At 31.6% G+C, this 20,654-nt stretch carries 22 protein-coding genes; 13 read left to right on the forward strand and 9 right to left on the reverse strand.

Translation table 11 applies throughout. The annotated features are described in order from the left end of the window. Positions 1 to 94: 94 nt before the first annotated feature. Positions 95 to 1,636: a glycine--tRNA ligase gene (locus ACP15M_RS07940; protein ID WP_425076656.1), complete on the reverse strand. Its 1,542-nt coding sequence runs from the start codon at positions 1,634 to 1,636 to the stop codon at positions 95 to 97. A 63-nt stretch (positions 1,637 to 1,699) separates the two neighbouring features. After that, the gene (locus ACP15M_RS07945; RefSeq protein WP_425076657.1) at positions 1,700 to 2,584 is read right to left on the reverse strand and encodes a hypothetical protein; all 885 of its coding nucleotides are present in this window, start codon (positions 2,582 to 2,584) and stop codon (positions 1,700 to 1,702) included. Positions 2,585 to 2,758: 174 nt separating this feature from the next. On the opposite strand from ACP15M_RS07945, the gene ACP15M_RS07950 reads away from it, so the two are divergent. Continuing rightward, complete coding sequence (locus ACP15M_RS07950; RefSeq protein ID WP_425076658.1) at positions 2,759 to 3,334, forward strand: ComF family protein; 576 nt, start codon at positions 2,759 to 2,761, stop codon at positions 3,332 to 3,334. Positions 3,335 to 3,419: 85 nt separating this feature from the next. Further along, positions 3,420 to 5,027, forward strand: a complete 1,608-nt coding sequence (locus ACP15M_RS07955; protein WP_425076659.1) for an Ig-like domain-containing protein — start codon at positions 3,420 to 3,422, stop codon at positions 5,025 to 5,027. Here the strand turns inward: ACP15M_RS07955 and ACP15M_RS07960 are convergent. From ACP15M_RS07960 to ACP15M_RS07970, 3 genes are all read right to left on the reverse strand, one after another. Continuing rightward, the gene (locus ACP15M_RS07960) at positions 5,014 to 5,793 is read right to left on the reverse strand and encodes an amidohydrolase (RefSeq protein WP_425076660.1); all 780 of its coding nucleotides are present in this window, start codon (positions 5,791 to 5,793) and stop codon (positions 5,014 to 5,016) included. The two genes, ACP15M_RS07955 and ACP15M_RS07960, sit on opposite strands and share 14 nt — an antisense overlap. A 48-nt stretch (positions 5,794 to 5,841) precedes the next feature. Continuing rightward, a complete protein-coding gene (locus ACP15M_RS07965) occupies positions 5,842 to 6,318 on the reverse strand; it encodes a hypothetical protein (RefSeq protein WP_425076661.1) in 477 nt (158 codons plus the stop codon). 64 nt (positions 6,319 to 6,382) lie between these two features. After that, complete coding sequence (locus ACP15M_RS07970) at positions 6,383 to 7,525, reverse strand: methionine aminotransferase (protein WP_425076662.1); 1,143 nt, start codon at positions 7,523 to 7,525, stop codon at positions 6,383 to 6,385. 55 nt (positions 7,526 to 7,580) lie between these two features. Between ACP15M_RS07970 and ACP15M_RS07975 the strand changes: the two genes are divergently transcribed. Further along, on the forward strand, positions 7,581 to 8,351 hold the full coding sequence (locus tag ACP15M_RS07975) for a hypothetical protein (RefSeq protein WP_425076663.1): 771 nt from the start codon (positions 7,581 to 7,583) through the stop codon (positions 8,349 to 8,351). Positions 8,352 to 8,687: 336 nt separating this feature from the next. Here the strand turns inward: ACP15M_RS07975 and ahcY are convergent, their stop codons facing one another. Then, positions 8,688 to 10,004: an adenosylhomocysteinase gene (ahcY, locus tag ACP15M_RS07980; RefSeq protein WP_425076664.1), complete on the reverse strand. Its 1,317-nt coding sequence runs from the start codon at positions 10,002 to 10,004 to the stop codon at positions 8,688 to 8,690. 133 nt (positions 10,005 to 10,137) lie between these two features. On the opposite strand from ahcY, the gene ACP15M_RS07985 reads away from it, so the two are divergent. The 8 genes from ACP15M_RS07985 to ACP15M_RS08020 all read left to right on the forward strand — a co-directional run bounded on the left by ACP15M_RS07985 (position 10,138) and on the right by ACP15M_RS08020 (position 17,414). Continuing rightward, on the forward strand, positions 10,138 to 10,764 hold the full coding sequence (locus tag ACP15M_RS07985) for a 4'-phosphopantetheinyl transferase family protein (RefSeq protein WP_425076665.1): 627 nt from the start codon (positions 10,138 to 10,140) through the stop codon (positions 10,762 to 10,764). Beyond that, entirely contained in the window at positions 10,765 to 11,490 is a 726-nt protein-coding gene (locus ACP15M_RS07990) for a geranylgeranylglyceryl/heptaprenylglyceryl phosphate synthase (RefSeq protein ID WP_425076666.1), read from the forward strand. A 2-nt stretch (positions 11,491 to 11,492) separates the two neighbouring features. Continuing rightward, positions 11,493 to 11,753, forward strand: coding sequence for a thiamine-binding protein (locus ACP15M_RS07995; protein WP_425076667.1), 261 nt, complete (start codon positions 11,493 to 11,495; stop codon positions 11,751 to 11,753). Next, positions 11,737 to 12,369 (forward strand): nicotinamide riboside transporter PnuC, encoded by a 633-nt coding sequence (pnuC, locus tag ACP15M_RS08000; RefSeq protein WP_425076668.1) that lies wholly within the window; start codon positions 11,737 to 11,739, stop codon positions 12,367 to 12,369. Before ACP15M_RS07995 ends, pnuC begins: the two co-directional genes overlap by 17 nt. Continuing rightward, positions 12,330 to 12,896 carry an AAA family ATPase gene (locus ACP15M_RS08005; protein WP_425076669.1) on the forward strand — a complete coding sequence of 189 codons (567 nt, stop codon included), beginning with the start codon at positions 12,330 to 12,332 and terminating at the stop codon, positions 12,894 to 12,896. Before pnuC ends, ACP15M_RS08005 begins: the two co-directional genes overlap by 40 nt. Then, on the forward strand, positions 12,893 to 14,452 hold the full coding sequence (locus ACP15M_RS08010; RefSeq protein WP_425076670.1) for a DUF4301 family protein: 1,560 nt from the start codon (positions 12,893 to 12,895) through the stop codon (positions 14,450 to 14,452). Before ACP15M_RS08005 ends, ACP15M_RS08010 begins: the two co-directional genes overlap by 4 nt. Position 14,453: 1 nt before the next feature. Next, the gene (gene arfB / locus ACP15M_RS08015; RefSeq protein WP_425076671.1) at positions 14,454 to 14,861 is read left to right on the forward strand and encodes an alternative ribosome rescue aminoacyl-tRNA hydrolase ArfB; all 408 of its coding nucleotides are present in this window, start codon (positions 14,454 to 14,456) and stop codon (positions 14,859 to 14,861) included. A gap of 336 nt (positions 14,862 to 15,197) precedes the next feature. Beyond that, positions 15,198 to 17,414, forward strand: a complete 2,217-nt coding sequence (locus tag ACP15M_RS08020; RefSeq protein ID WP_425076672.1) for a TonB-dependent receptor — start codon at positions 15,198 to 15,200, stop codon at positions 17,412 to 17,414. Positions 17,415 to 17,475: 61 nt separating this feature from the next. Here the strand turns inward: ACP15M_RS08020 and ACP15M_RS08025 are convergent, their stop codons facing one another. Next, complete coding sequence (locus ACP15M_RS08025) at positions 17,476 to 17,904, reverse strand: hypothetical protein (RefSeq protein WP_425076673.1); 429 nt, start codon at positions 17,902 to 17,904, stop codon at positions 17,476 to 17,478. Positions 17,905 to 18,076: 172 nt separating this feature from the next. Between ACP15M_RS08025 and greA the strand changes: the two genes are divergently transcribed. Continuing rightward, positions 18,077 to 18,550, forward strand: coding sequence for a transcription elongation factor GreA (greA, locus tag ACP15M_RS08030; protein ID WP_425076674.1), 474 nt, complete (start codon positions 18,077 to 18,079; stop codon positions 18,548 to 18,550). 113 nt (positions 18,551 to 18,663) lie between these two features. Next, complete coding sequence (locus tag ACP15M_RS08035; protein ID WP_425076675.1) at positions 18,664 to 19,053, forward strand: HIT family protein; 390 nt, start codon at positions 18,664 to 18,666, stop codon at positions 19,051 to 19,053. Here ACP15M_RS08035 and ACP15M_RS08040 read toward each other — a convergent pair whose 3' ends face one another. Continuing rightward, positions 19,054 to 19,410, reverse strand: a complete 357-nt coding sequence (locus ACP15M_RS08040) for a hypothetical protein (RefSeq protein WP_425076676.1) — start codon at positions 19,408 to 19,410, stop codon at positions 19,054 to 19,056. Between the two features lie 9 nt (positions 19,411 to 19,419). After that, entirely contained in the window at positions 19,420 to 20,589 is a 1,170-nt protein-coding gene (locus tag ACP15M_RS08045; protein WP_425076677.1) for a sensor histidine kinase, read from the reverse strand. Positions 20,590 to 20,654: the final 65 nt, after the last annotated feature.

The following is a 20,654-nucleotide window of genomic DNA, read 5'->3' on the forward strand; positions in this document are numbered from 1 at the left end:
ACATTGATCACAGTCGAAATGTCTTAAAAATCATTAATATAGATTTATCGATTTCGCTCTAAATGACAGAACGATTAACTTTTACTCAACTAAATTATTTCATCTTCTGAAGCCAATGCTTGACATCTACTTCTTGTTTAATGATGTCTTTTAAATCGTCAATTTTAACACGTTGTTGCTCCATAGTGTCACGATGACGAATGGTTACTGTGTTATCTTCAATAGTATCATGATCTACAGTAATACAAAATGGAGTTCCGTTAGCATCTTGTCGTCTGTAACGTCTTCCAACAGCATCTTTTTCATCGTAAGTGACATTAAAATCCCATTTTAAATCGTCAATAATTTGTTTGGCAATGTCTGGTAAACCATCTTTTTTAACTAATGGTAAAACAGCTGCTTTTGTTGGAGCTAAAACAGCTGGTAATTTTAAAACAGTTCTAACGCTTCCATCGTCTAGAGTTTCTTCTTCTAAAGCATTAGAAAATACAGCCAAGAACATACGATCTAAACCAATAGAGGTTTCTAAAACATAAGGCGTGTAACTTGCATTGTCTTCATGATCGAAATACTGAAGTTTTTTTCCTGAGAATTCTTCGTGTTGTTTCAAATCGAAATCAGTACGTGAGTGAATGCCTTCTAATTCTTTAAATCCGAATGGAAATTTAAACTCAATATCTGTAGCAGCATCTGCATAATGTGCTAATTTTTCGTGGTCGTGAAAACGATAATTGTCGTCTCCTAATCCTAGTGACTTATGCCATTTTAAACGTGTATCTTTCCAATAGTCAAACCATTCTTTTTGTGTACCTGGTTTAATGAAGAATTGCATTTCCATTTGTTCAAATTCACGCATTCTAAAAATAAATTGTCTAGCAACAATTTCATTTCTAAAGGCTTTTCCTGTTTGCGCAATTCCAAACGGAATTTTCATTCGTCCAGTTTTTTGAACGTTTAAGAAGTTTACAAAAATTCCTTGCGCAGTTTCTGGACGTAAATATAAATCCATCGCACTATCTGCACTAGCACCAAGTTTGGTTCCAAACATTAGGTTAAATTGCTTTACATCTGTCCAATTTTTAGAACCAGATACAGGATCTGCAATTTCAAGCTCTTCAATTAAGGCTTTAACATCTGCAAGGTCTTCTTTTTCAAGCGACTGACCTAAGCGTTTAAGAATAGTATCAATTTTTTCTTGATAGCCAAGAACTCTTCCGTTAGTGCTTACAAATTCTTCTTTATTAAAAGCATCTCCAAAGCGTTTAGCTGCTTTTTTGACTTCTTTTTCAATTTTGGTTTCAATTTTAGCACAATAGTCTTCTACTAAAACATCTGCACGATAACGTTTTTTAGAATCTTTGTTGTCAATTAATGGATCGTTAAAAGCATCAACGTGACCAGAAGCTTTCCAAGTGGTTGGATGCATAAATATAGCAGCATCAATACCAACAATATTGTCGTGCATTTGAACCATGGCTTTCCACCAATAGTCACGAATATTTTTTTTGAGTTCTGCTCCGTTTTGAGCATAATCATATACTGCACTTAATCCGTCGTAGATTTCACTACTTTGAAACACGTAACCATACTCTTTTGCGTGAGAGATTACTTTTTTAAATTGATCGTCGTTTGCCATGGTGCAAAAATAAAAAACCGCTCCAATTTACAGAGCGGTTTTTAATAAATTATATAATGTTATTTAATTTAATGTTACCTGAGTGCTTCCTAGTTTACGAGCTTTATTGAAAACATTAATAAAATAAGTTCCAGCAGTAAGTGGTCTTTCATCAACATCAGCTTCAATATCTAAACAAATATCAAGGACTTCATTGTTGTATTCTACAATTTTTTTCAAACTATAAATTAGTGAGGTGTCACCAAAACTAATTGCACCTTTATCGGACACAACATTGTTTTGTGGATTAACAATTTGAATGTAAATTTCCTTTTCTCCTTGCTCAGTTAATGTGTTTTCAGCAAGTGTAAAACAAACTTCTATTTGGTCTACTTTTTTTGCGTTGTTTGAAGCTCGTTTTTTTCCAAGAACTTTAATGAAAGATTTAGCTTTGAATGAATTAGCTGTTAACAAAGCTCCTTTTTCTATACTCTTGTTTAGGTTTTTGTTTTCTTCTAATAGAGACGTATTAACTTTTCGTTGCTTAACAAGTTCGGTAAAAGCAATTGACTTTTCTTCCTTAAGATTTTGATTTTCTAGATTAAGAGAATCGATAGTATTAAATAAATCTTTATTTTTTAGTTTTAAACCGTAAAGTTGTGTTTTAAATCTTGAAATAACTGAAAGATCACTTTTAAGCATACTAAGCGAATCTAAAGCGAGTTTAGTATTTTGTTTAGCAACTTCAAGTTGTGATGTGATTAAATCATTTGAAACGGAAACCTCATCGTATCTTGTTATCATTTGAGACAACTCACTTTCAACGAGTTTCTTTTCTTGTTCTAAAAATTGTTGATGCGCTTCAATGGATTGATAATTAGTGTAACTAAAAACGCTTAAAACCGTTACGGCAACTATTAATGAACCAATAATTAATCTATAGTTAAATAATTGAGGGTTAACTATCATTATTAATTTTGTTATTTTACTATGCGAAACTAGAGAATATGAATATGATAATTGATTTTAATCGATGAAATGATAAAAAACTTGTTAAACTTGTTTTTTCCGAAGGTTTGTTTGGGTTGTCGAAACTATTTGACCGACAATGAACTACATATTTGCACAACGTGTAGACATCAATTGCCACTAACAGATTTTCATTTTGACAGGTCTAATGCTGTTCATAAAATAATGTATGGACGTGTTAAACTTGAAGAAGCAACAGCATTATTGCATTTTTCTAAAAAAGGAATTGTACAGCAACTCATGCATAATTTAAAGTATAGAGGACACGAGGTTGTTGGTCAAGTTCTTGGAGAATGGTTAGGCGAAGCCCTTAAACATTCTGATGCCTACAAAAATATTGATGTTGTTGTTCCTGTGCCATTACATAAATCAAAACAAAAACAGAGAGGTTATAATCAAGTAGATAAATTTGGAAGTGCTTTAGCAAAGGCTTTAGAGGCAGATTACGATTCGAGTACGCTTATAAAAACTTCTGCAACAAAAACTCAAGTATTTAAAGACCGATTGAAACGAAGCTCAAATAGTCAAACAAATTTTACCATTTCACAATTTGAAACCTTAAAGAATAAACATGTATTGTTGGTAGATGATATTATTACAACAGGAGCCACACTAGAAGCTTGTGCAAATGTGCTTTTTACAATAGATAATTTGAAATTGAGTATCGCGACAATGGCAATTACAGATTAGAATATAGCTTGAGTGTCAAAAGCGCGTTAATTGTTTTGACTATGGTTGAAATAGTTGTTAATTTGTTCAAAATTTAGAATTTACAATGCGTACAAAATGGTTTAGAATTTTAGTTTTAGTATTGAGCATAAGCTTGCTTTATACTTGTGCTAATAGAGGTAGACCTTCTGGTGGAGCGATAGATAAGGAGCCACCTTTGATTACTAAAGTCATTCCTGAAAATTTTTCTACAAACTTTAAAGGAAATGAAATTCGTATTTATTTTAACGAATTTATTAAGGTAAAAGATTTGCAGAAGCAACTTATTATTTCACCTCCAATGGATACTGAACCTACGATTACACCTTTAGGAAATGCTAGCAGGTATATTAAGATCGTTATTAATGATACGCTTGAAGATAATACCACATATGCTTTTAATTTCGGACAAAGTATTGTAGATAATAATGAAGAAAATCCATACGATTATTACAGATATGTGTTTTCAACAGGTGATGTTATAGACTCACTTTCAGTAAAAGGAACTATTGTTGATGCCGAAAAATTAAAACCAGATAATTTTGTTTCTGTGATGTTATATGAATTAGATTCTACTTATACAGATTCAACAGTTTACAAACAAAAACCTAAATACATTACTAATACATTAGATAGTTTAACTAAGTTTAGTATTGATAATATTAAAGAAGGTCAGTATAAACTCATCGCTCTTAAAGATGAAAACGGAAACTTTACCTACCAACAAAAGAGTGACAAAATAGGCTTTTATGAAGGTGTGGTTTCTGTGCCAACCGATACAACCTATACTCTAAAATTATTTAAAGAAGAATTAGATTTTGATGTTGCTAGACCTAAACAAATTGCTGGACAAAGAATTGCTTTTGGATACCAAGGTGATGATAAGGATATGACAATTGAAATGTTAGGAGATACACCTAAAGGTTTTGAAAAACGAATTACTAAAGACAACACTAAAGATACATTATACTATTGGTATAAACCAAAGATTGAAATAGACTCAGCACGTTTTGTTATTAGAAACAAAACATTTATTGATACATTAACTCATAAGTTTAGAGATATTGAAAAAGATTCTTTAGAAATAAACGCATTACAACTGGGAACCCTAAATTTTAATGAAGATTTCGAGATTATAAGTGCTACGCCTTTTAATACAATAGATCAAGATCAAGTGACTATTTTAGATAAAGATTCAATTGAAGTGCCTTTTACAACAAGTTTTGATAAACTAAAAAACAAGTATAGTTTTAAGTTTGAAAAAAAAGAATCTGAAAACTATAACATTCAAATGTTGCCAAACACCTTTGAAGATTTTTTTGGAAATGTTAATGATACTTTGAGTTTTACTCTAAGAACAAAAAAGCTGGCAGATTACACCAATATTAGAGTACGATTAGAGAATGCTGTATATCCTGTAATTGTTCAATTAACAACCGAAAAAGGAGAAGTGAAGTACGAGCAATTTGCAACAGAAGCACGTTTATTTGATTTCAAAAATTTAGATCCTAACAAATATTATATTAGAGTGATTTACGATACTAATGGAAATCAAAAATGGGATTCAGGTAATTTCCTATTACAACGTCAGCCAGAGCGTGTGAGTTATGCTAAAGGTATAATTGATGGACGAGCAGGTTGGGATTATCCAGAAGAAGTGTTTACACTAGATTAAACTCATCTCTATCATTTAAGAATCCTAGCTTGTTTCTGAAAGTATCAATATGCTCTTTGTTTAGAGAAACAACTTCGATAGCTTCTTTGTCATTTGGTATCGAATCTATTCGCTTTCCTAAAACATCATAAGCTGCAGAATGTCCAGAGTATTCATGGTTATTTCCATCAAGACCAACACGATTAACACCAATACAGTAGCTCATATTTTCAATAGCTCGTGCTTGTAGTAATGCATCCCAAGCACTAATCCTCACTTTTGGCCAATTGGCAACATAAAATAACAGGTCGTAGTTTTCTTTGTTTCTTGCCCAAATAGGAAATCGTAAATCATAACAAATAAGCGGTTTTAGCTTCCAACCTTTATAATTTATAATAATTTGATCTTCTCCTGCTTTGTAAACCTTATGTTCGCCAGCCAAAGTAAAGGTATGTCGTTTATCGTAAGTTTCTATATTGCCATTAGGATGAACAAATACTAAACGATTGTAAAAGTTTTCATTTTCTTTAATAACAAGGCTTCCAGTAATGGCTGCATTTTTTTCTTCGGAAAGTGCTTTCATCCAAGAGATGGTTTCTCCTGTCATTGATTCTGCTACATTATTAGGATTCATTGTAAAACCAGAAGTAAACATTTCTGGTAAGATAATAAGGTCTACAGAATCTGAAATGGATGCAATTTTTTTACTAAAATTTAGTCTGTTCTGTTTTGGGTTTTCCCAAACTAAATTAGATTGGACTAAGGCAATTTGTAATTCATTTTTCATGAACTAAAATTACAAATTTTGAGATAAACTCTAGTTTATTACTATGACTCAGACTTTCTTTTTAGCCTTTTCTAAACTCGCATTTAATTTCTCAATCTTTTTTAACCATTTAGTTTCATCTTGAGGAGATAGCTTGCCTTTGTGTTTTAGTTTTTTGTATTTTTTTTGAGAACTCTCTAATTTTTTTGTGGTTTTATCTAATTGCTTTTGAGCTTTTAATCTCTTTTTTAGTTCTTTTTCTGCCTTTTTTTGCTTCTTTTCGGCTATTTTTTGTGATTTTTCAGCTTTTTCAGTGTTTTTTTCTAGTTTTTTAGCTTTTTCGTTGAGTTCTATTTTTTCGGCAATTAAACGAGATTGTTTTATAATTGCAGTTTTTTCTTCAAGATTTAAAGTATCTGTAACATCTTTTCCATCTAAAAAGATGCGTTCATTTTTAACTTGATAAAGTTTTCCATTTTTTTCAATGTCTTGTGCATTTATAGATAAACTAATCATGATGATAAAAATGCTTACTAAGTATTTCATTGTATTAAATTTTATGTTCAATACATTAGAAACAAAATCATCTTAAAAGTCACTTGTGATAGTGTTAAATGTTATTAAGAATGTTTGCAGCTTGCTTTAAAGTGTCATTGGTTTTAGCAAAGCAAAAGCGCAACACGTTGTGGTCTAATTTGTTGTCGTAAAATACAGATAATGGAATGGAAGCGATTCCATTTTTAGTAGTTAATTGTCTAGCAAACTCAACATCATTCATACCTGTAATTTCAGAATAGTCTAAAACTTGAAAGTAAGTGCCTTTTGAAGGTGTAAACTTAAACCTCGAATTTTTGATGAGGTTTAAAAAGGCATCTCGTTTTTCTTGGTAAAATTTTGGTAGCTCTAAATAGTGATTTGGCTCTTGTAAATACTCTGCCAATGCTTTTTGAGTAGGATGATGCACAGAAAATACATTAAACTGATGTAGATTTCTAAAGGCTTCCATTAATGCTTTAGGAGCACAACAATAGCCAACTTTCCAACCAGTATTATGAAAGGTTTTTCCAAAGGATGCTGTAATGAAACTGCGTTGTTTTAAATCTGAAAATAAACACACACTTTGATGCTGTTCTTCATCAAAAATAATATGCTCGTACACTTCATCGCTTAATACAATAATATTAGTGTTTTGAGTGAGCTCTTGAAGCTTTAGCATATCGTTTTTTGTCAATACAGTTCCACTAGGATTGTGAGGTGTATTGATTATAATCATTTTTGTTTTAGAAGTGATGGCTTGTTTCACCAAATCCCAATTAATGGTATAATTAGGTGCTTCTAAAGCAATAGCAATTGCTGTTCCTCCATTAGCTTTTATAGAAGGTTGGTAGCTATCGTAAGCTGGTTTAAAAATGATAACTTCATCTTCAGGTTTTATAAACGTAGAAATCACAGTAAAAATAGCTTGAGTGGCTCCAGCAGTAATGGTAATTTCGGTTTCAGGATGATAACTTGAGTTGTATAGAAGCTCAAATTTTTTAGAGATGGCTTCTCTGAGTTCCAAACTTCCAACCATTGGAGCATATTGATTGTAACCAGAATTCATGGCTTTAGTGACACCATCAATGAGTTTTTGGTCGCTTTTAAAATTTGGAAACCCTTGCGATAAATTAATAGCATTGTGCTTGTTCGCCAAAGCACTCATGACTGAAAAAATTGAGGTTTCTATGTTGGTAAGTTTTGGTGTGAATTGCATATAAAATGTTGAATTATAAAGATACTATTTTTGCTATAGAGTCGTTATTCATTTTATGAAAAAAATAATTTCATCAATCTATATAGTGTTTTCAATTTGTGTTTTCAATTTGAATGCTCAAGAAGCTAAAACCATTCATGTTTTTGTTGCTTTATGTGATAATGTTAATCAAGGTATTGTTCCTGTGCCATCTAAATTAGGTAATGGACAAGATATTAACGGAAACTTATACTGGTCTGCCTTATATGGTGTCAAAACTCACTTTAAAAACTCTAAGGATTGGACTTTATTGTCTTCGGAAAAAAATATCGGAAACCATGTTCTTGAACGAGTTTTATTTAAACATAAAACAACCAATACATATCTTTTAGCTGATGCTTATGACGGAAAGTACATTAAGCAAACCACCATTGATTTTTTGGAGGCATCTGCAGGACGAAATCCAGTTAAAATTGAATACCAAAAGCAAGACTTGTTTTTTGGAGGTAATGCTCAGTTGATATCATATATTGGTCATGATGGACTTATGGAATTTGATGTAGAAGGGAATTTTGAACCGACAAACAATAATAAACGTGATGCCATTATTTTAGCTTGTATAAGTAAGGATTTTTTTAAACCATATTTGAGTAAAACCAAAGCCAATCCGTTGGTTTGGACTACAGGTTTAATGGCTCCAGAAGCCTATACCTTAAAATGGGCTATTGATGGTTGGATTTTAAATGAAACTGATATACAAATAAGTGAACGTGCAGCCAAAGCGTATCATCACTATCAAAAATGCGGATTAAATGGAGCAAGGCGATTGTTGGTTACTGGTTATTAGCTTCTCGATACAATTTTTTCGTTTCTCAAAAATCACTCGAAGTGGCAACTCTTTAATGTGACATTTTTTCGACTTAGAAAAATCCTTCAAGTGGACGATAACGTTTTTCGCAATAACGATTGTAACGGCTAGCTTTTGTAAAACGTCCACATAAGGTTTTGCAAAACTAGTAGTGTAAAGCGTGGTTTAATTTGGTATAAAGCCAAATTAAAATTGCCATAACAACTCAAGAGATTACAACGTGATAAATTCTTCGCAATGACATAAAAAAAACCCTTACATGTCTGCAAGGGTTTCTAAATATCTAAAAGCGAAGCGCTCTAAAAATCTAATAATCTAGTAACGATAATGTTCAGGTTTAAAAGGCCCTTCTTTTTTAACACCAATATAAGAAGCTTGATCATCACGTAATTCGGTAAGCTCAACACCAATTTTTTCTAAATGTAATTTTGCTACTTTTTCATCTAAGTGTTTTGGTAACATATACACGTCGTTTTTATAAGCTTCGGCATTGTTCCATAGTTCGATTTGTGCTAAAGTTTGGTTTGTAAAAGAATTACTCATTACAAAACTTGGATGACCAGTTGCACAACCTAAATTTACTAAACGACCTTCAGCTAAAATGATAATATCTTTTCCGTTAACTGTATATTTATCAACTTGAGGTTTGATTGTATTTTTAGTGTGACCATGGTTATCATTTAACCAAGCCATATCAATTTCGTTATCAAAGTGACCAATATTACAAACAATCGCTTTGTCTTTTAAAGCTTCGAAATGACGTCCTTGAACAATATCTTTGTTTCCAGTTGTTGTGATTACAATATCAGAATTTCCTACAACCGTTTCTAATTTTTTAACTTCAAAACCATCCATTGCTGCTTGTAAAGCACAAATAGGATCAATTTCGGTAACGGTTACAATACTTCCAGCACCTTTAAAAGAAGCTGCTGTTCCTTTACCAACATCGCCATAACCACAAACGGTTACACGTTTTCCAGCAAGCATCACATCTGTTGCACGACGAATCGCATCTACTGCAGATTCTTTACAACCATATTTGTTGTCAAATTTAGATTTAGTCACTGAATCGTTAACGTTAATCGCAGGCATTGGTAACGTTCCGTTTTTTACACGTTCGTATAAACGATGTACTCCTGTTGTTGTTTCCTCTGAAAGTCCGTTAATACCTTCAGCTAATTCAGGATATTTATCTAGAACCATATTGGTTAAATCGCCACCATCATCTAAAATCATGTTTAAAGGCTTACGATCTTCACCAAAGAATAAGGTTTGTTCTATACACCAATCAAATTCTTCTTCATTCATACCTTTCCAAGCATACACAGGAATTCCAGCATCTGCAATGGCAGCAGCAGCTTGATCTTGTGTTGAAAAAATATTACAAGAACTCCAAGTTACTTCGGCACCAAGAGCAATTAAGGTTTCGATTAACACTGCAGTTTGAATGGTCATGTGCAAACATCCTGCAATACGAGCACCTTTTAAAGGTTGTGAATCTTTGTATTCTTCACGAAGACTCATTAATCCAGGCATTTCAGCTTCAGCCAATTCAATTTCTTTTCTTCCCCAAGCCGCAAGAGACATGTCTTTTACTTTATAAGGTACGTAAGTTGATGTTTTTGTATTCATATAAATTTTAACTTTATTTATTATTAAGATTCGCCTTTGGCTTTAGTGTTTAATTTGGCTAAATTCGCCTGTTTAAAATTCCTAAATCAGCTTTAGGCTGTGCAAAGATAACCATTAAGTTTCAGATAATTAAATGCCACTTTATAAAACTATACAGCCTGACTCACAAACTGTTGTTAAAATTTGGAAGATTGCAGAGTCGTATGACGATTTAATGCAGCCATTAGATTTAAAACCAAATAGTTTGAAACGAGTTTTAGGAATGAAAAGTGAATTGCATCAACGCGGATTTTTAAGTGTGCGTCATTTGCTTCGTGAGTTTGGTTATACAGATCAAGATTTATATTATGATGATAATGGAAAACCATATTTAAAAGATGGAAAGCATATTTCTATTACGCATTCTTTTATTTTTTCTGGAGTGATAATTAGTGATGCTGAAGTAGGAATTGATATCGAAAAGCAGCGACCAAAAATTACAATCATTGCGCATAAGTTTGTAGATTATGAGTTTAATTATTTAGCTGAAAATAATGTCGACTACATTAATAAGTTAACGGTTATTTGGTGTATAAAAGAATCGTTGTATAAGTTGTTTGCGACTCCTGGTATGTTGTTTAGAGAGCATTTTTTAGTCATTCCGTTTATGCTTGAAGATAAAGAAACAGTAGCTTGGATAGATTACCAAAACAAAAAACATAGATACAATACACATTTTCTAGAATTTGAAGGATTTACGTGTGCTTTTGTTACGACTTAAATGAAAGCAGTTTACAATAACATATTAGATTCAGTATCTAAAAGTGAAAAACTTTTGGCAGTATTAATCGATCCAGATAAAATGGCCATTGAAATGGCATCTGATTTTATTCATAAGGTAAACCTGTCAGTAGCTAGTCACATTTTTATTGGAGGAAGTACAGTTGATGATGATGCGACCGAAACCTTGGTTTTAGAAATTAAAAAACACACAAGTCTTCCAGTTGTCTTATTTCCTGGTGATGTAACTCAACTAACCAATCATGCAGATGCCTTATTGTTTTTATCACTTATTTCTGGTACAAATTCTGAATATTTAATCGGGAAACACATTGAAGCAGTTTCAATGCTAAGATCCTCTAGTTTAGAAGTGATTCCAACAGGTTATTTGCTTATTGAAAATGGGAAACAAACTTCAGTAGAAAAAGTTACTAAGACTAAGCCTTTATCAAGACAAAATGTGCAACTTATTGTTGACACAGCTAGAGCTGGAGAACTTTTAGGAATGCAACTCATTTATCTCGAAGCTGGTAGTGGAGCTTTACATCCTGTATCAATAGAAATTATCAAGCAAGCTAAACAAGAATTAAATATTCCGTTAATTGTTGGTGGTGGAATAAGAAGCAAAGAGCAACTAGAAGCGGCTTACAATGCTGGTGCAGATGTAGTCGTTATTGGAACAGCTTTTGAAGACGACGAATCCTTTTTTGATGAATTAAAAAAATAACTATGAACATTTCTGTAGAACTTACATTAACACCTTTGCATGATGATTACGAACCTGCAATTATTCATTTTATAAAACAGTTACGAGCTTCAAATCTTAAAGTTCTTGAAAATCCTTTAAGCACTCAAGTGTATGGAGAATATGATGAAGTAATGCAAATATTAACCGTTGAAATTAAAGATGCTTTTCAGCTTATTGAAAGAGGCTTGCTCCACATGAAAATTGTAAAATCAGATCGCTACGATTATGAACCACATTTTTGAGTTTTTATTTAGTCAATATAAAACTTACGATACTTTAGATATTGTTTTAGAGCTAATTGCAGTTGTTTTTACAATTGCCTCTGTATGGTTTTCAAAAAGAAATAATGTTTTAGTATTTCCAACAGGAATGGTTAGCACAGCCATTTTTGTTTACCTATTACTTAAATGGGATTTATTAGGCGACATGATTATTAATGCCTATTATTTTATTATGAGTTTGTATGGTTGGTATGTTTGGACAACGAAGGTTAGTGATTCTAATGTGACACCGATTTCTGAAACAACTATTAAAGAAAAATGGATTTCACTACTTTTAGGTATTGGAGCTTTAATTTTTATAGCTTTAATTTATATGACTTTTAATAAGTTTGATAGTTGGACAGCTTATGTAGATACGTTTACAACAGCTATATTTTTTGCTGGAATGTGGTTAATGGCAAAGCGTAAAATTGAAAATTGGTTGTTTTGGATTGTAGGTAATATCATAACAGTTCCACTATATTTTTATAAAGGTCTTACCTTTAGTAGTCTGCTCTATATTGTATTAACTATTATTGCCATATTTGGTTATAAAGCATGGAAGAAACACTTAAACAACACCCTTCAAACTGTATAAAAGTTGTATTGTATGGTCCAGAATCTACTGGAAAATCTTCTTTAGCCGAAGCCTTAGCAGAACATTTTAATACCGTGTTTGTAGAAGAATTTTCGCGTCGTTATGCTGAAACTAAATTACAACAACATCAAGGTTTAACCGAAAGTGATGTACTGCCTATTGCCATTGGTCAGATGCAATTAGAAAATAAACTACTTAAAAAAGCGAATAATCTTTTAATTTGCGATACAGATTTGTTAGAAACTATGGTGTACTCTGAGTTTTATTATAACGGATTTTGCCCAGAGTTAGTTGCAAAATATGCTTATCAAAACACCTACGATTTGTATTTTTTAACTTATATTGACACGCCTTGGATTGCTGATGGAATTCGGGATCAACCCAATTCTAGAATCCAAATGTTTCAAGCATTTGAGCAAGCACTTATCGATTCTAAAAAAAAGTATATCCTTGTAAAAGGAAGTTTTGAAGATCGATTTAATACTTGTAAAACCCAAATTGATAATCTTTTAAAAAAATTACATTGATTTTTTCAGAAAAAGACATAAAACACATAGAACAAAAAGGACTTACCTTAAAAAAGGTTGAACAACAAATTAAACTTTTTGAACAAGGAGTTCCTTTTGCAAACCTAGTTGAAGAAGCAAGCATAGATAACGGAATTGTAAAACTTTCTGAACTTGAAATACAACAGTATATCTCTAGTTTTGAATCTAAAAAAGACTCGATTTCCATTTTAAAATTTGTGCCAGCATCAGGTGCAGCAACACGTATGTTTAAATTTTTATATCGTTTTTTAAAAGAGTATGATATAAAAAAAGAGAGTATAAATGCCTATATTAATAATTATAAAAATAATGATTTGTCGTTGTTTTTTATAGGTTTAGATAAGTTTCCGTTTTATCATACTGTAAAAGAAAAACTTCATAACATTCATCCTAATTTTGAATCACTTTCGGTTGATGAACAACGTTTCATGTTTGTTAAAATGATGTTGGATAAGGATGAGTTAGATTTTGGGAATTCACCAAAAGGTTTACTGCCTTTTCATGAGTATAAGAATCAAGTAGTATCTACAGCTTTCGAAGAGCATTTATATGAATCTGCTTTGTATTCTTCAACCGATGAACCTACAAAATTGCATTTTACCATTTCAGAAAAACATAATCATAAGTTTGATGAAGAGTTTGTTCGTATAGAGAAAAAAGTTGAAACCCAAACTGGATCTAAATTTGATATTTCCTTTTCATATCAAAAGGAATCTACAGATACCATAGCAGTAACACCAAAAAACAAACCCTTTAGAGAAGAGGATGGATCGTTATTGTTTAGGCCTTCAGGTCATGGTGCATTAATTGAAAATTTAAACGATTTACATGCTGATATTATTTTTATAAAAAATATTGATAATGTCGTGACCTATAAATATAAAGACGAAGTTGCTAAATATAAAAAAGTGTTGGCTGGATTGCTTTTAAAAGTACAAGAGCAGGTGTTTAATTATCACGAGTTATTAGATAAAAAGGAAGATATTTCTGAGCAACAACTTATTGAAATTGCAGAATTTTTGGTTAAAACTTTAAATGTTAAGATTAGCTCAGAATTTGAAAAGTATTCTTTAAAATATCAAATTGAATATTTAACTGAAAAATTAAATCGTCCGATTCGTATTTGTGGAATGGTTAAAAATGAAGGTGAACCTGGAGGTGGACCATTTTGGGTTAAAGATGAAAGTGGTAATGTATCACTTCAAATTGTAGAATCTGCACAAATCGATAAAAAGAGTAAGCTCCAAAAACAGATTTTAAAAAAAGCAACACATTTTAATCCTGTTGATTTGGTTTGTGGAATAAAAAACTACAAAGGAGAAAAGTTTGACTTAAAAACCTTTGTAGATGCAAAAGCTGCTTTTATTACAATGAAAACTAAAACAGGAAAAGACCTCAAGGCACTTGAACTTCCTGGTCTTTGGAATGGTAGTATGGCAAATTGGAATACCATTTTTGTTGAAGTTCCTTTAATTACGTTTAATCCTGTTAAAACAGTCAACGATTTACTAAAAGCACCTCATCAAATTAAATAATATGTTTGATGAACAAGCCTTAATAAAAGAACTCAAGTTTAAAGCCATTAGAAGCTCTGGAGCTGGCGGACAGCATGTCAACAAAACGGCTTCAAAAGTCGAATTGATATTCGATTTACAAAACTCGCAAGTACTTAACGAAGCACAAAAGGAATTACTATCAAATCAGCTAAAATCAAGATTATCAAAAGAAAAGATGTTGATCTTGCAATGTGGAGAAAGTCGTAGCCAACATAAAAACAAATCGATTATTACTACTCGTTTTTTAGAACTACTAAAAGACAATTTGATTGAAGATAAAGAACGAATTCCAACCAAGATACCTAAAACAGTAATTAAAAAACGGTTAGCTAATAAAAAGAGAAACTCAGAGAAGAAAATCAATCGTAAACCACCTCAAATCGATTAAAAAATAAAAAGTTTTTTAATGTGCAATCAATAAATCTATTCTATCTTTGCAGCGTTCTCAAAAAAGGGGTGCTTTTCAGTTAGCAGTCATCAGTAAGTAGTTATCAGTATTCTTAAACTTTTAACTGTTCAACTTTTAACTTTTAACTTCGAGAGGCTGAGATCATACCCATTGAACCTAGAACAGGTAATGCTGTTTAGGAAGCGAGTGTTAATAAAGGTCTAGTAGACCTTTTTAACGAGTGCAATAGTGAAGCTAAGCTTTACGATATTTTTTCAATAATATTAACCAAAGAATAATGACCTCTTTTTATTCGATTATAAACTTATAGTCGTAATGAAATTTTTATTCAACAATCTCTCAAAAACGAAACAACAGAGATTAACACTTTTCATTTTTTTATTTAGTATTTGTTCTGTTTATGGACAAGAAAAAACTCAAGATTCAACCAAAGTAGAACAACTAGACGAAGTTTTAGTAAAATCTGTACGTGTAAAAGAAAAAGCACCAATTACACACTCTAATGTTACTAAAAAACAAATTGCTAAACGTAATTTAGGGCAAGATATTCCTATGTTGTTAAATTTTTTGCCATCAGTTGTTACAACTTCAGATGCTGGAGCTGGTATTGGTTATACAGGTATTCGTGTTCGTGGTGTGAGTTCGCAATCTACAAACATTACCATTAATGGTATTCCTTATAATGATGCAGAATCTTTAGGAACCTTTTGGGTAAATTTAGGAGATTTTGCATCTTCTGTTGAAAGTTTACAATTGCAAAGAGGAGTTGGAACATCAACCAATGGTTCAGGAGCATTTGGTGCAAGTGTGAATGTATTAACAGATGCTGTGTCTAAAGAAGCCAATGGAGAAATTTCTAATTCTTTCGGAAGCTACAACACGAGAAAACATACTGTAAAGTATAGTACAGGATTAATGAACGATCATTTTGAAATTGCTGGTCGTTTGTCTAACATCGTATCTGATGGTTATATTGATAGAGCATCGACAGACTTAAAATCGTACTTTTTACAAGGATCTTATGTTGATGATAATACTTTAATTAAAGCCGTTTTATTTGGAGGTAAAGAAGTAACGTACCAATCTTGGAATGGCTTAGAAGATTTAGATAAATTAAAAAATGATCGAACTTACAATACAGCAGGTGAGTATGAAGACGACGAAGGAAATATTCGGTTTTATGATAACGAAGTTGATAACTACAGTCAAGATCATTACCAATTGCACTGGAACCAACGATACAATAATCGATGGTCTACAAATATAGGGTTGAACTATACGTATGGTCGCGGTTATTTTGAGCAGTTTAAAGAAGACGAAAGTTTTGACGAGTATGGTTTAGAGCCTTTAGATTTTAATGGGGAAATTGTTGATGAAACAGATCTTATTAGACGACGTTGGCTTGATAACGATTTTTATGTATTTAATGCTTCTGCAAATTATAAAAACAACAATCTAGATATGATTTTTGGAACTTCATTTAGTCATTATGATGGTGATCATTTTGGAGAAATCATTTGGGCAGAATTTGCTAGCCAGAGTGAGATTAGAGATCATTATTATGAAGGCAATGGTAAAAAGAATGATTTTTCGGTGTTTACTAAAGCCAATATTAGATTAAATGATAAAATTAAATTGTATGCAGATTTACAAGTTAGAAATGTAAATTATGAAACTTCAGGAATCAATTCAGATTTAATTCCTTTTAATGTGGATGAAAATTATACATTTTTTAATCCGAAAGCAGGAATTACCTATGAGTTAAATCATAATAACAATTTGTATTTCTCTTATGCTAGAGCCAATAGAGAACCTAATCGTGATGATTTTGAAAACAACGCTAATGTAGAGCCAGAGCAACTTAACGATTTCGAGTTAGGATGGCGTCATAAAAAAGGAAACTTTAGTTTTAATGCAAATGCTTATTTTATGTTATATAATGAGCAGTTAATATTAACAGGAAATATTGATAATGTAGGAAATCCAATCCGAACAAATAGTGGTGAAAGCTACAGATTAGGTTTAGAGTTAGAAGCAACAATTCCAGTGTCTTCTAAATTAACTTTACAACCTAATGCAACATTGAGTTCAAATAAAAATAAAGAAACAATTATCTCATTTGATGGCGAATTTGTTAACCTTGGGAAGACTGATATCGCATTTTCTCCAGAATTAATTGCTGCCAATGCTATTGTTTATCAACCAATTCAAAACTTGCAAATGGCTTTACTTAGTAAGTTTGTTGGAGAACAGTTTATGAGTAATACTGAAGCCAAAATGTCTAAGTTAGATAGCTTTTTTATAAACGACTTTAATATTACGTATACGATTACTCCAAAATCTATTTTTGATACTATTACACTTACAGGCTTGGTTAATAATATCTTTAACGAAAAATACATCTCTAATGGATTTTATTATACTTACGATGACGATTGGTCAAATCCTGGAACTGTAACTACAATTGAAGGTGCAGGTTTTTATCCACAAGCCACAAGGAATTTTTTAATTGGTGCGACGCTTAAATTTTAAAACACAAAAAAGCTCCTTAATTTAAGTTAAGGAGCTTTTTTGTTCTATGAGTAAAAATAAACTAGTTTGAAATGGTTAACTCATTACCATTTGCTGTAACTCTATATTCATGTAAAGCACAAGGCAGTTGTTCATCTACAGACAATCCAGTAAGTAAATTGTAAGTGTTTTGATCTTCACATGTATTGCTAACATTCGTGCCATCTTTAACTAAAAAAGAGCAACTACTAATTGTTCGATTTGGATCGGCAGCATCAAAAGCTCTAAAATTTCCGCCTATATTTACAACATAAATTCCAGCATTTCCTTCATTAGCGATGTACACAGATTCTGTTGAAAACTGTAACTGACTGTATTGCGGTAAGTTTAAACTAATAGTTCTGTTAACTCCAATATTTTGTAAAAAATTACAATTATTTATAGCATCATCGTCACTTTTTTTGCAAGTCATTAAAAGTAAGAGCGATAAAACAAATATGGTATTCTTCATTAGCTTGTTTAATTTTTTGTTGGCAATTTACAATAAATTAAGGTTGAAATAAATATTTTGTATCTTTGTATAACAAATCTCGTGTGAACGGGATTTTTTCTTTAGTCCCGAACTTGTTTCGGGATCTTTTTTAGATGAATACTAGAGATAATAATTAATAAACGAACGAATTATGAGTAAAGTATCTTATTATACTGCTGAAGGATTAAAAAAGTTAAGAGATGAGCTTAAACAATTGAAAGATATTGAGCGACCAAAAGCATCTCAAGCTATTGCTGAAGCAAGAGACAAAGGAGATTTAAGTGAAAATGCTGAATATGATGCTGCAAAAGAAGCTCAAGGCATGCTAGAAATGAAAATTTCTAAACTAGAAGAAACTTTAGCTGGAGCACGTGTTATTGATGAATCACAAATGGACACGTCTAAAGTGTTGGTGTTATCTAAAGTGAAAATAAAAAACCAAACTAATGGTATGGAAATGACCTATACTTTAGTTGCCGATGGAGAAGCCGATTTAGCTTCAGGTAAAATTTCTGTAAATTCACCTATTGGAAAAGGCTTACTAGGAAAATCTGTTGGAGAAGTTGCTGAAGTTCAAGTACCAAGTGGTATTATGAAGTTTGATGTTTTAGAAATTTCAAGATAAACATCTAATCTAGAGCTTTGCATTAGCTCGTAGTGTTAATTGAAAACAATAAAAAAGGTTCCTAATCACTAGGAATCTTTTTATATTTACATACACTCTAAACAATTCAATCTATGGCATCAATTTTCACAAAAATTATTTCCGGCGAAATCCCATGTTATAAAGTTGCTGAAACTGAAGATTACTTAGCATTCTTAGATATTAATCCCAATGCTAAAGGTCATACATTGTGCATTCCAAAAAAGGAAGTCGATAAACTATTTGATTTAGATGAAACAGCATATCATGGTCTTTTAGAGTTTTCAAGACGAGTTGCAATAGCAATTGAAAAAGCAATACCATGTAAACGTGTTGGGATGACAGTTATCGGACTAGAAGTTCCGCATGCTCACGTACATTTAATTCCACTAAATTCGATGGAAGATGCAAGATTTATAAGCAAAACTCAATTAAGTGAAGATGAGTTTCATGCTATTGCAAATCGTATAGCTTCGCATTTGTAATTAAAAGGAAATAACTCCAGTTGCAAATAGGATTACTGTGATAAGTAAGAGTATATCAATAATTATAAAAAGCCAACCAGCTTGTTTAAGTTTTAAAGATTTAGGTTTGGGTGTTACAGCTCGTTTTTGATAATTTACAACTTGCTCAATATCATCTGTCCACCTAATAGGAAAAATATCAGTTTTACAGATGTTACAATGCATGTCATATTTGGTGTTTTCGGTTATGGCCTTATAAAACATGTTTTCAACAAACTTTTGCTTAAAAGTCAATTCTAGTCCTTCATTAGAATAACATTCTGGACAATTATTATTGAGCTGTACTCCTTTTAATGTAAAGTATTGTTGCGTTTTCATACCTTAAATTTAAAACAATAATTTTAAAGCAATTTGCATGGTTGTTCCTTTGTCAATTTCTGAATTTAAAACCTTTATCTTTCCATCATGATAATCTTCAATAATGCGTTTGGCTAACGATAAACCTAAACCCCAACCTCGTTTTTTACTGGTGTAACCTGGTTGAAAAATAGTGTTAAAATGCTGTTTTGAAATGCCCTTTCCTGTATCAGATATTTTAATGTTTACAAATTTAGAATCACTATCAATGGCAATTTTTAATGTGCCTTTTCCTTTCATAGCATCAATAGCATTTTTTACCAAATTTTCAATCGTCCAACTGTATAATTGTTGATTGAGATTAACCATTATAATATCGTTTGGAGTAGCAATTTCAAAATCAATCAGCTTCGAAGATCGTGCTTTTAAGTATTCGTAGGAGTCTAAAGTTTCTTTAACAATATCTGTTTTTTCAAGTTTTGGAATGGAACCAATTTTACTAAAACGATCTGTGATTGTTTGTAGCCTTGAAATGTCTTTTTCAATTTCAACTAAATACTCAGGATTTACTTGCTCAGAACGCAAAATTTCAGTCCATCCAACTAGAGAAGATAATGGTGTGCCAATTTGATGCGCTGTTTCTTTAGCCATACCAGTCCATAGTTTATTTTGATCTGCTGTTTTTGAACTTTTGTAGAAGAAATAAGCAACAGCAGCAAATAAAAAGATGATAACCAGAAGCGCTAATGGATAATATTTGAGTTTACTCAACACAATTGAGTCGCCATAATACAATTTGCCAATATGAACCTTGTTATTAGTATCAGGATCAATGTACGACAATTCTATAGGTGTGTTTTGACGTTCATATTCTCTAATCAAATTATTAATATAAGTCGTATCATTAATTCGTTTTTCGTCAATATTTCTAGTAGCAATATCACCATTTTTAGTTACCATTATTTTCGGGATTAAACTATCTGAAAGAATAATTTTGTCTACAATCGGATTAACATTGTCTGTTAAAAAACCTTTTTGAAATTCAGATTGTGCTTCAGCCCAAATGTCCATTTTCATTTTCTGTTCGGCTTTAAAACTTTGAAAAAACAAGTAGGTATTCCAAAGTATTAATGATATAATCACTAAAGAAATGATAATGATAATCCATCGTATTTGATTTCTGTTTAAAGGTAGAGCCATCAAGTTTAATTTTGAATTTTAAATATAAAGGATTTATGTTAATAATATTGTCTTAAGGACAAGCA

The organism is Psychroserpens sp. S379A (assembly GCF_049800755.1).
Lineage (GTDB): Bacteria > Bacteroidota > Bacteroidia > Flavobacteriales > Flavobacteriaceae > Psychroserpens.

Coding starts and splice junctions, on each gene's coding strand:
- ACP15M_RS07940 (WP_425076656.1), bottom strand. CDS start 1,636: ATGGCAAACGACGATCAATTTAAAAAAGTAATCTCTCACGCAAAAGAG.
- ACP15M_RS07945 (WP_425076657.1), bottom strand. CDS start 2,584: ATGATAGTTAACCCTCAATTATTTAACTATAGATTAATTATTGGTTCA.
- ACP15M_RS07955 (WP_425076659.1), top strand. CDS start 3,420: ATGCGTACAAAATGGTTTAGAATTTTAGTTTTAGTATTGAGCATAAGC.
- ACP15M_RS07960 (WP_425076660.1), bottom strand. CDS start 5,793: ATGAAAAATGAATTACAAATTGCCTTAGTCCAATCTAATTTAGTTTGG.
- ACP15M_RS07965 (WP_425076661.1), bottom strand. CDS start 6,318: ATGAAATACTTAGTAAGCATTTTTATCATCATGATTAGTTTATCTATA.
- ACP15M_RS07970 (WP_425076662.1), bottom strand. CDS start 7,525: ATGCAATTCACACCAAAACTTACCAACATAGAAACCTCAATTTTTTCA.
- ACP15M_RS07975 (WP_425076663.1), top strand. CDS start 7,581: ATGAAAAAAATAATTTCATCAATCTATATAGTGTTTTCAATTTGTGTT.
- ahcY (WP_425076664.1), bottom strand. CDS start 10,004: ATGAATACAAAAACATCAACTTACGTACCTTATAAAGTAAAAGACATG.
- ACP15M_RS07985 (WP_425076665.1), top strand. CDS start 10,138: ATGCCACTTTATAAAACTATACAGCCTGACTCACAAACTGTTGTTAAA.
- ACP15M_RS07990 (WP_425076666.1), top strand. CDS start 10,765: ATGAAAGCAGTTTACAATAACATATTAGATTCAGTATCTAAAAGTGAA.
- ACP15M_RS07995 (WP_425076667.1), top strand. CDS start 11,493: ATGAACATTTCTGTAGAACTTACATTAACACCTTTGCATGATGATTAC.
- pnuC (WP_425076668.1), top strand. CDS start 11,737: ATGAACCACATTTTTGAGTTTTTATTTAGTCAATATAAAACTTACGAT.
- ACP15M_RS08005 (WP_425076669.1), top strand. CDS start 12,330: ATGGAAGAAACACTTAAACAACACCCTTCAAACTGTATAAAAGTTGTA.
- arfB (WP_425076671.1), top strand. CDS start 14,454: ATGTTTGATGAACAAGCCTTAATAAAAGAACTCAAGTTTAAAGCCATT.
- ACP15M_RS08020 (WP_425076672.1), top strand. CDS start 15,198: ATGAAATTTTTATTCAACAATCTCTCAAAAACGAAACAACAGAGATTA.
- ACP15M_RS08025 (WP_425076673.1), bottom strand. CDS start 17,904: ATGAAGAATACCATATTTGTTTTATCGCTCTTACTTTTAATGACTTGC.
- greA (WP_425076674.1), top strand. CDS start 18,077: ATGAGTAAAGTATCTTATTATACTGCTGAAGGATTAAAAAAGTTAAGA.
- ACP15M_RS08035 (WP_425076675.1), top strand. CDS start 18,664: ATGGCATCAATTTTCACAAAAATTATTTCCGGCGAAATCCCATGTTAT.
- ACP15M_RS08040 (WP_425076676.1), bottom strand. CDS start 19,410: ATGAAAACGCAACAATACTTTACATTAAAAGGAGTACAGCTCAATAAT.
- ACP15M_RS08045 (WP_425076677.1), bottom strand. CDS start 20,589: ATGGCTCTACCTTTAAACAGAAATCAAATACGATGGATTATCATTATC.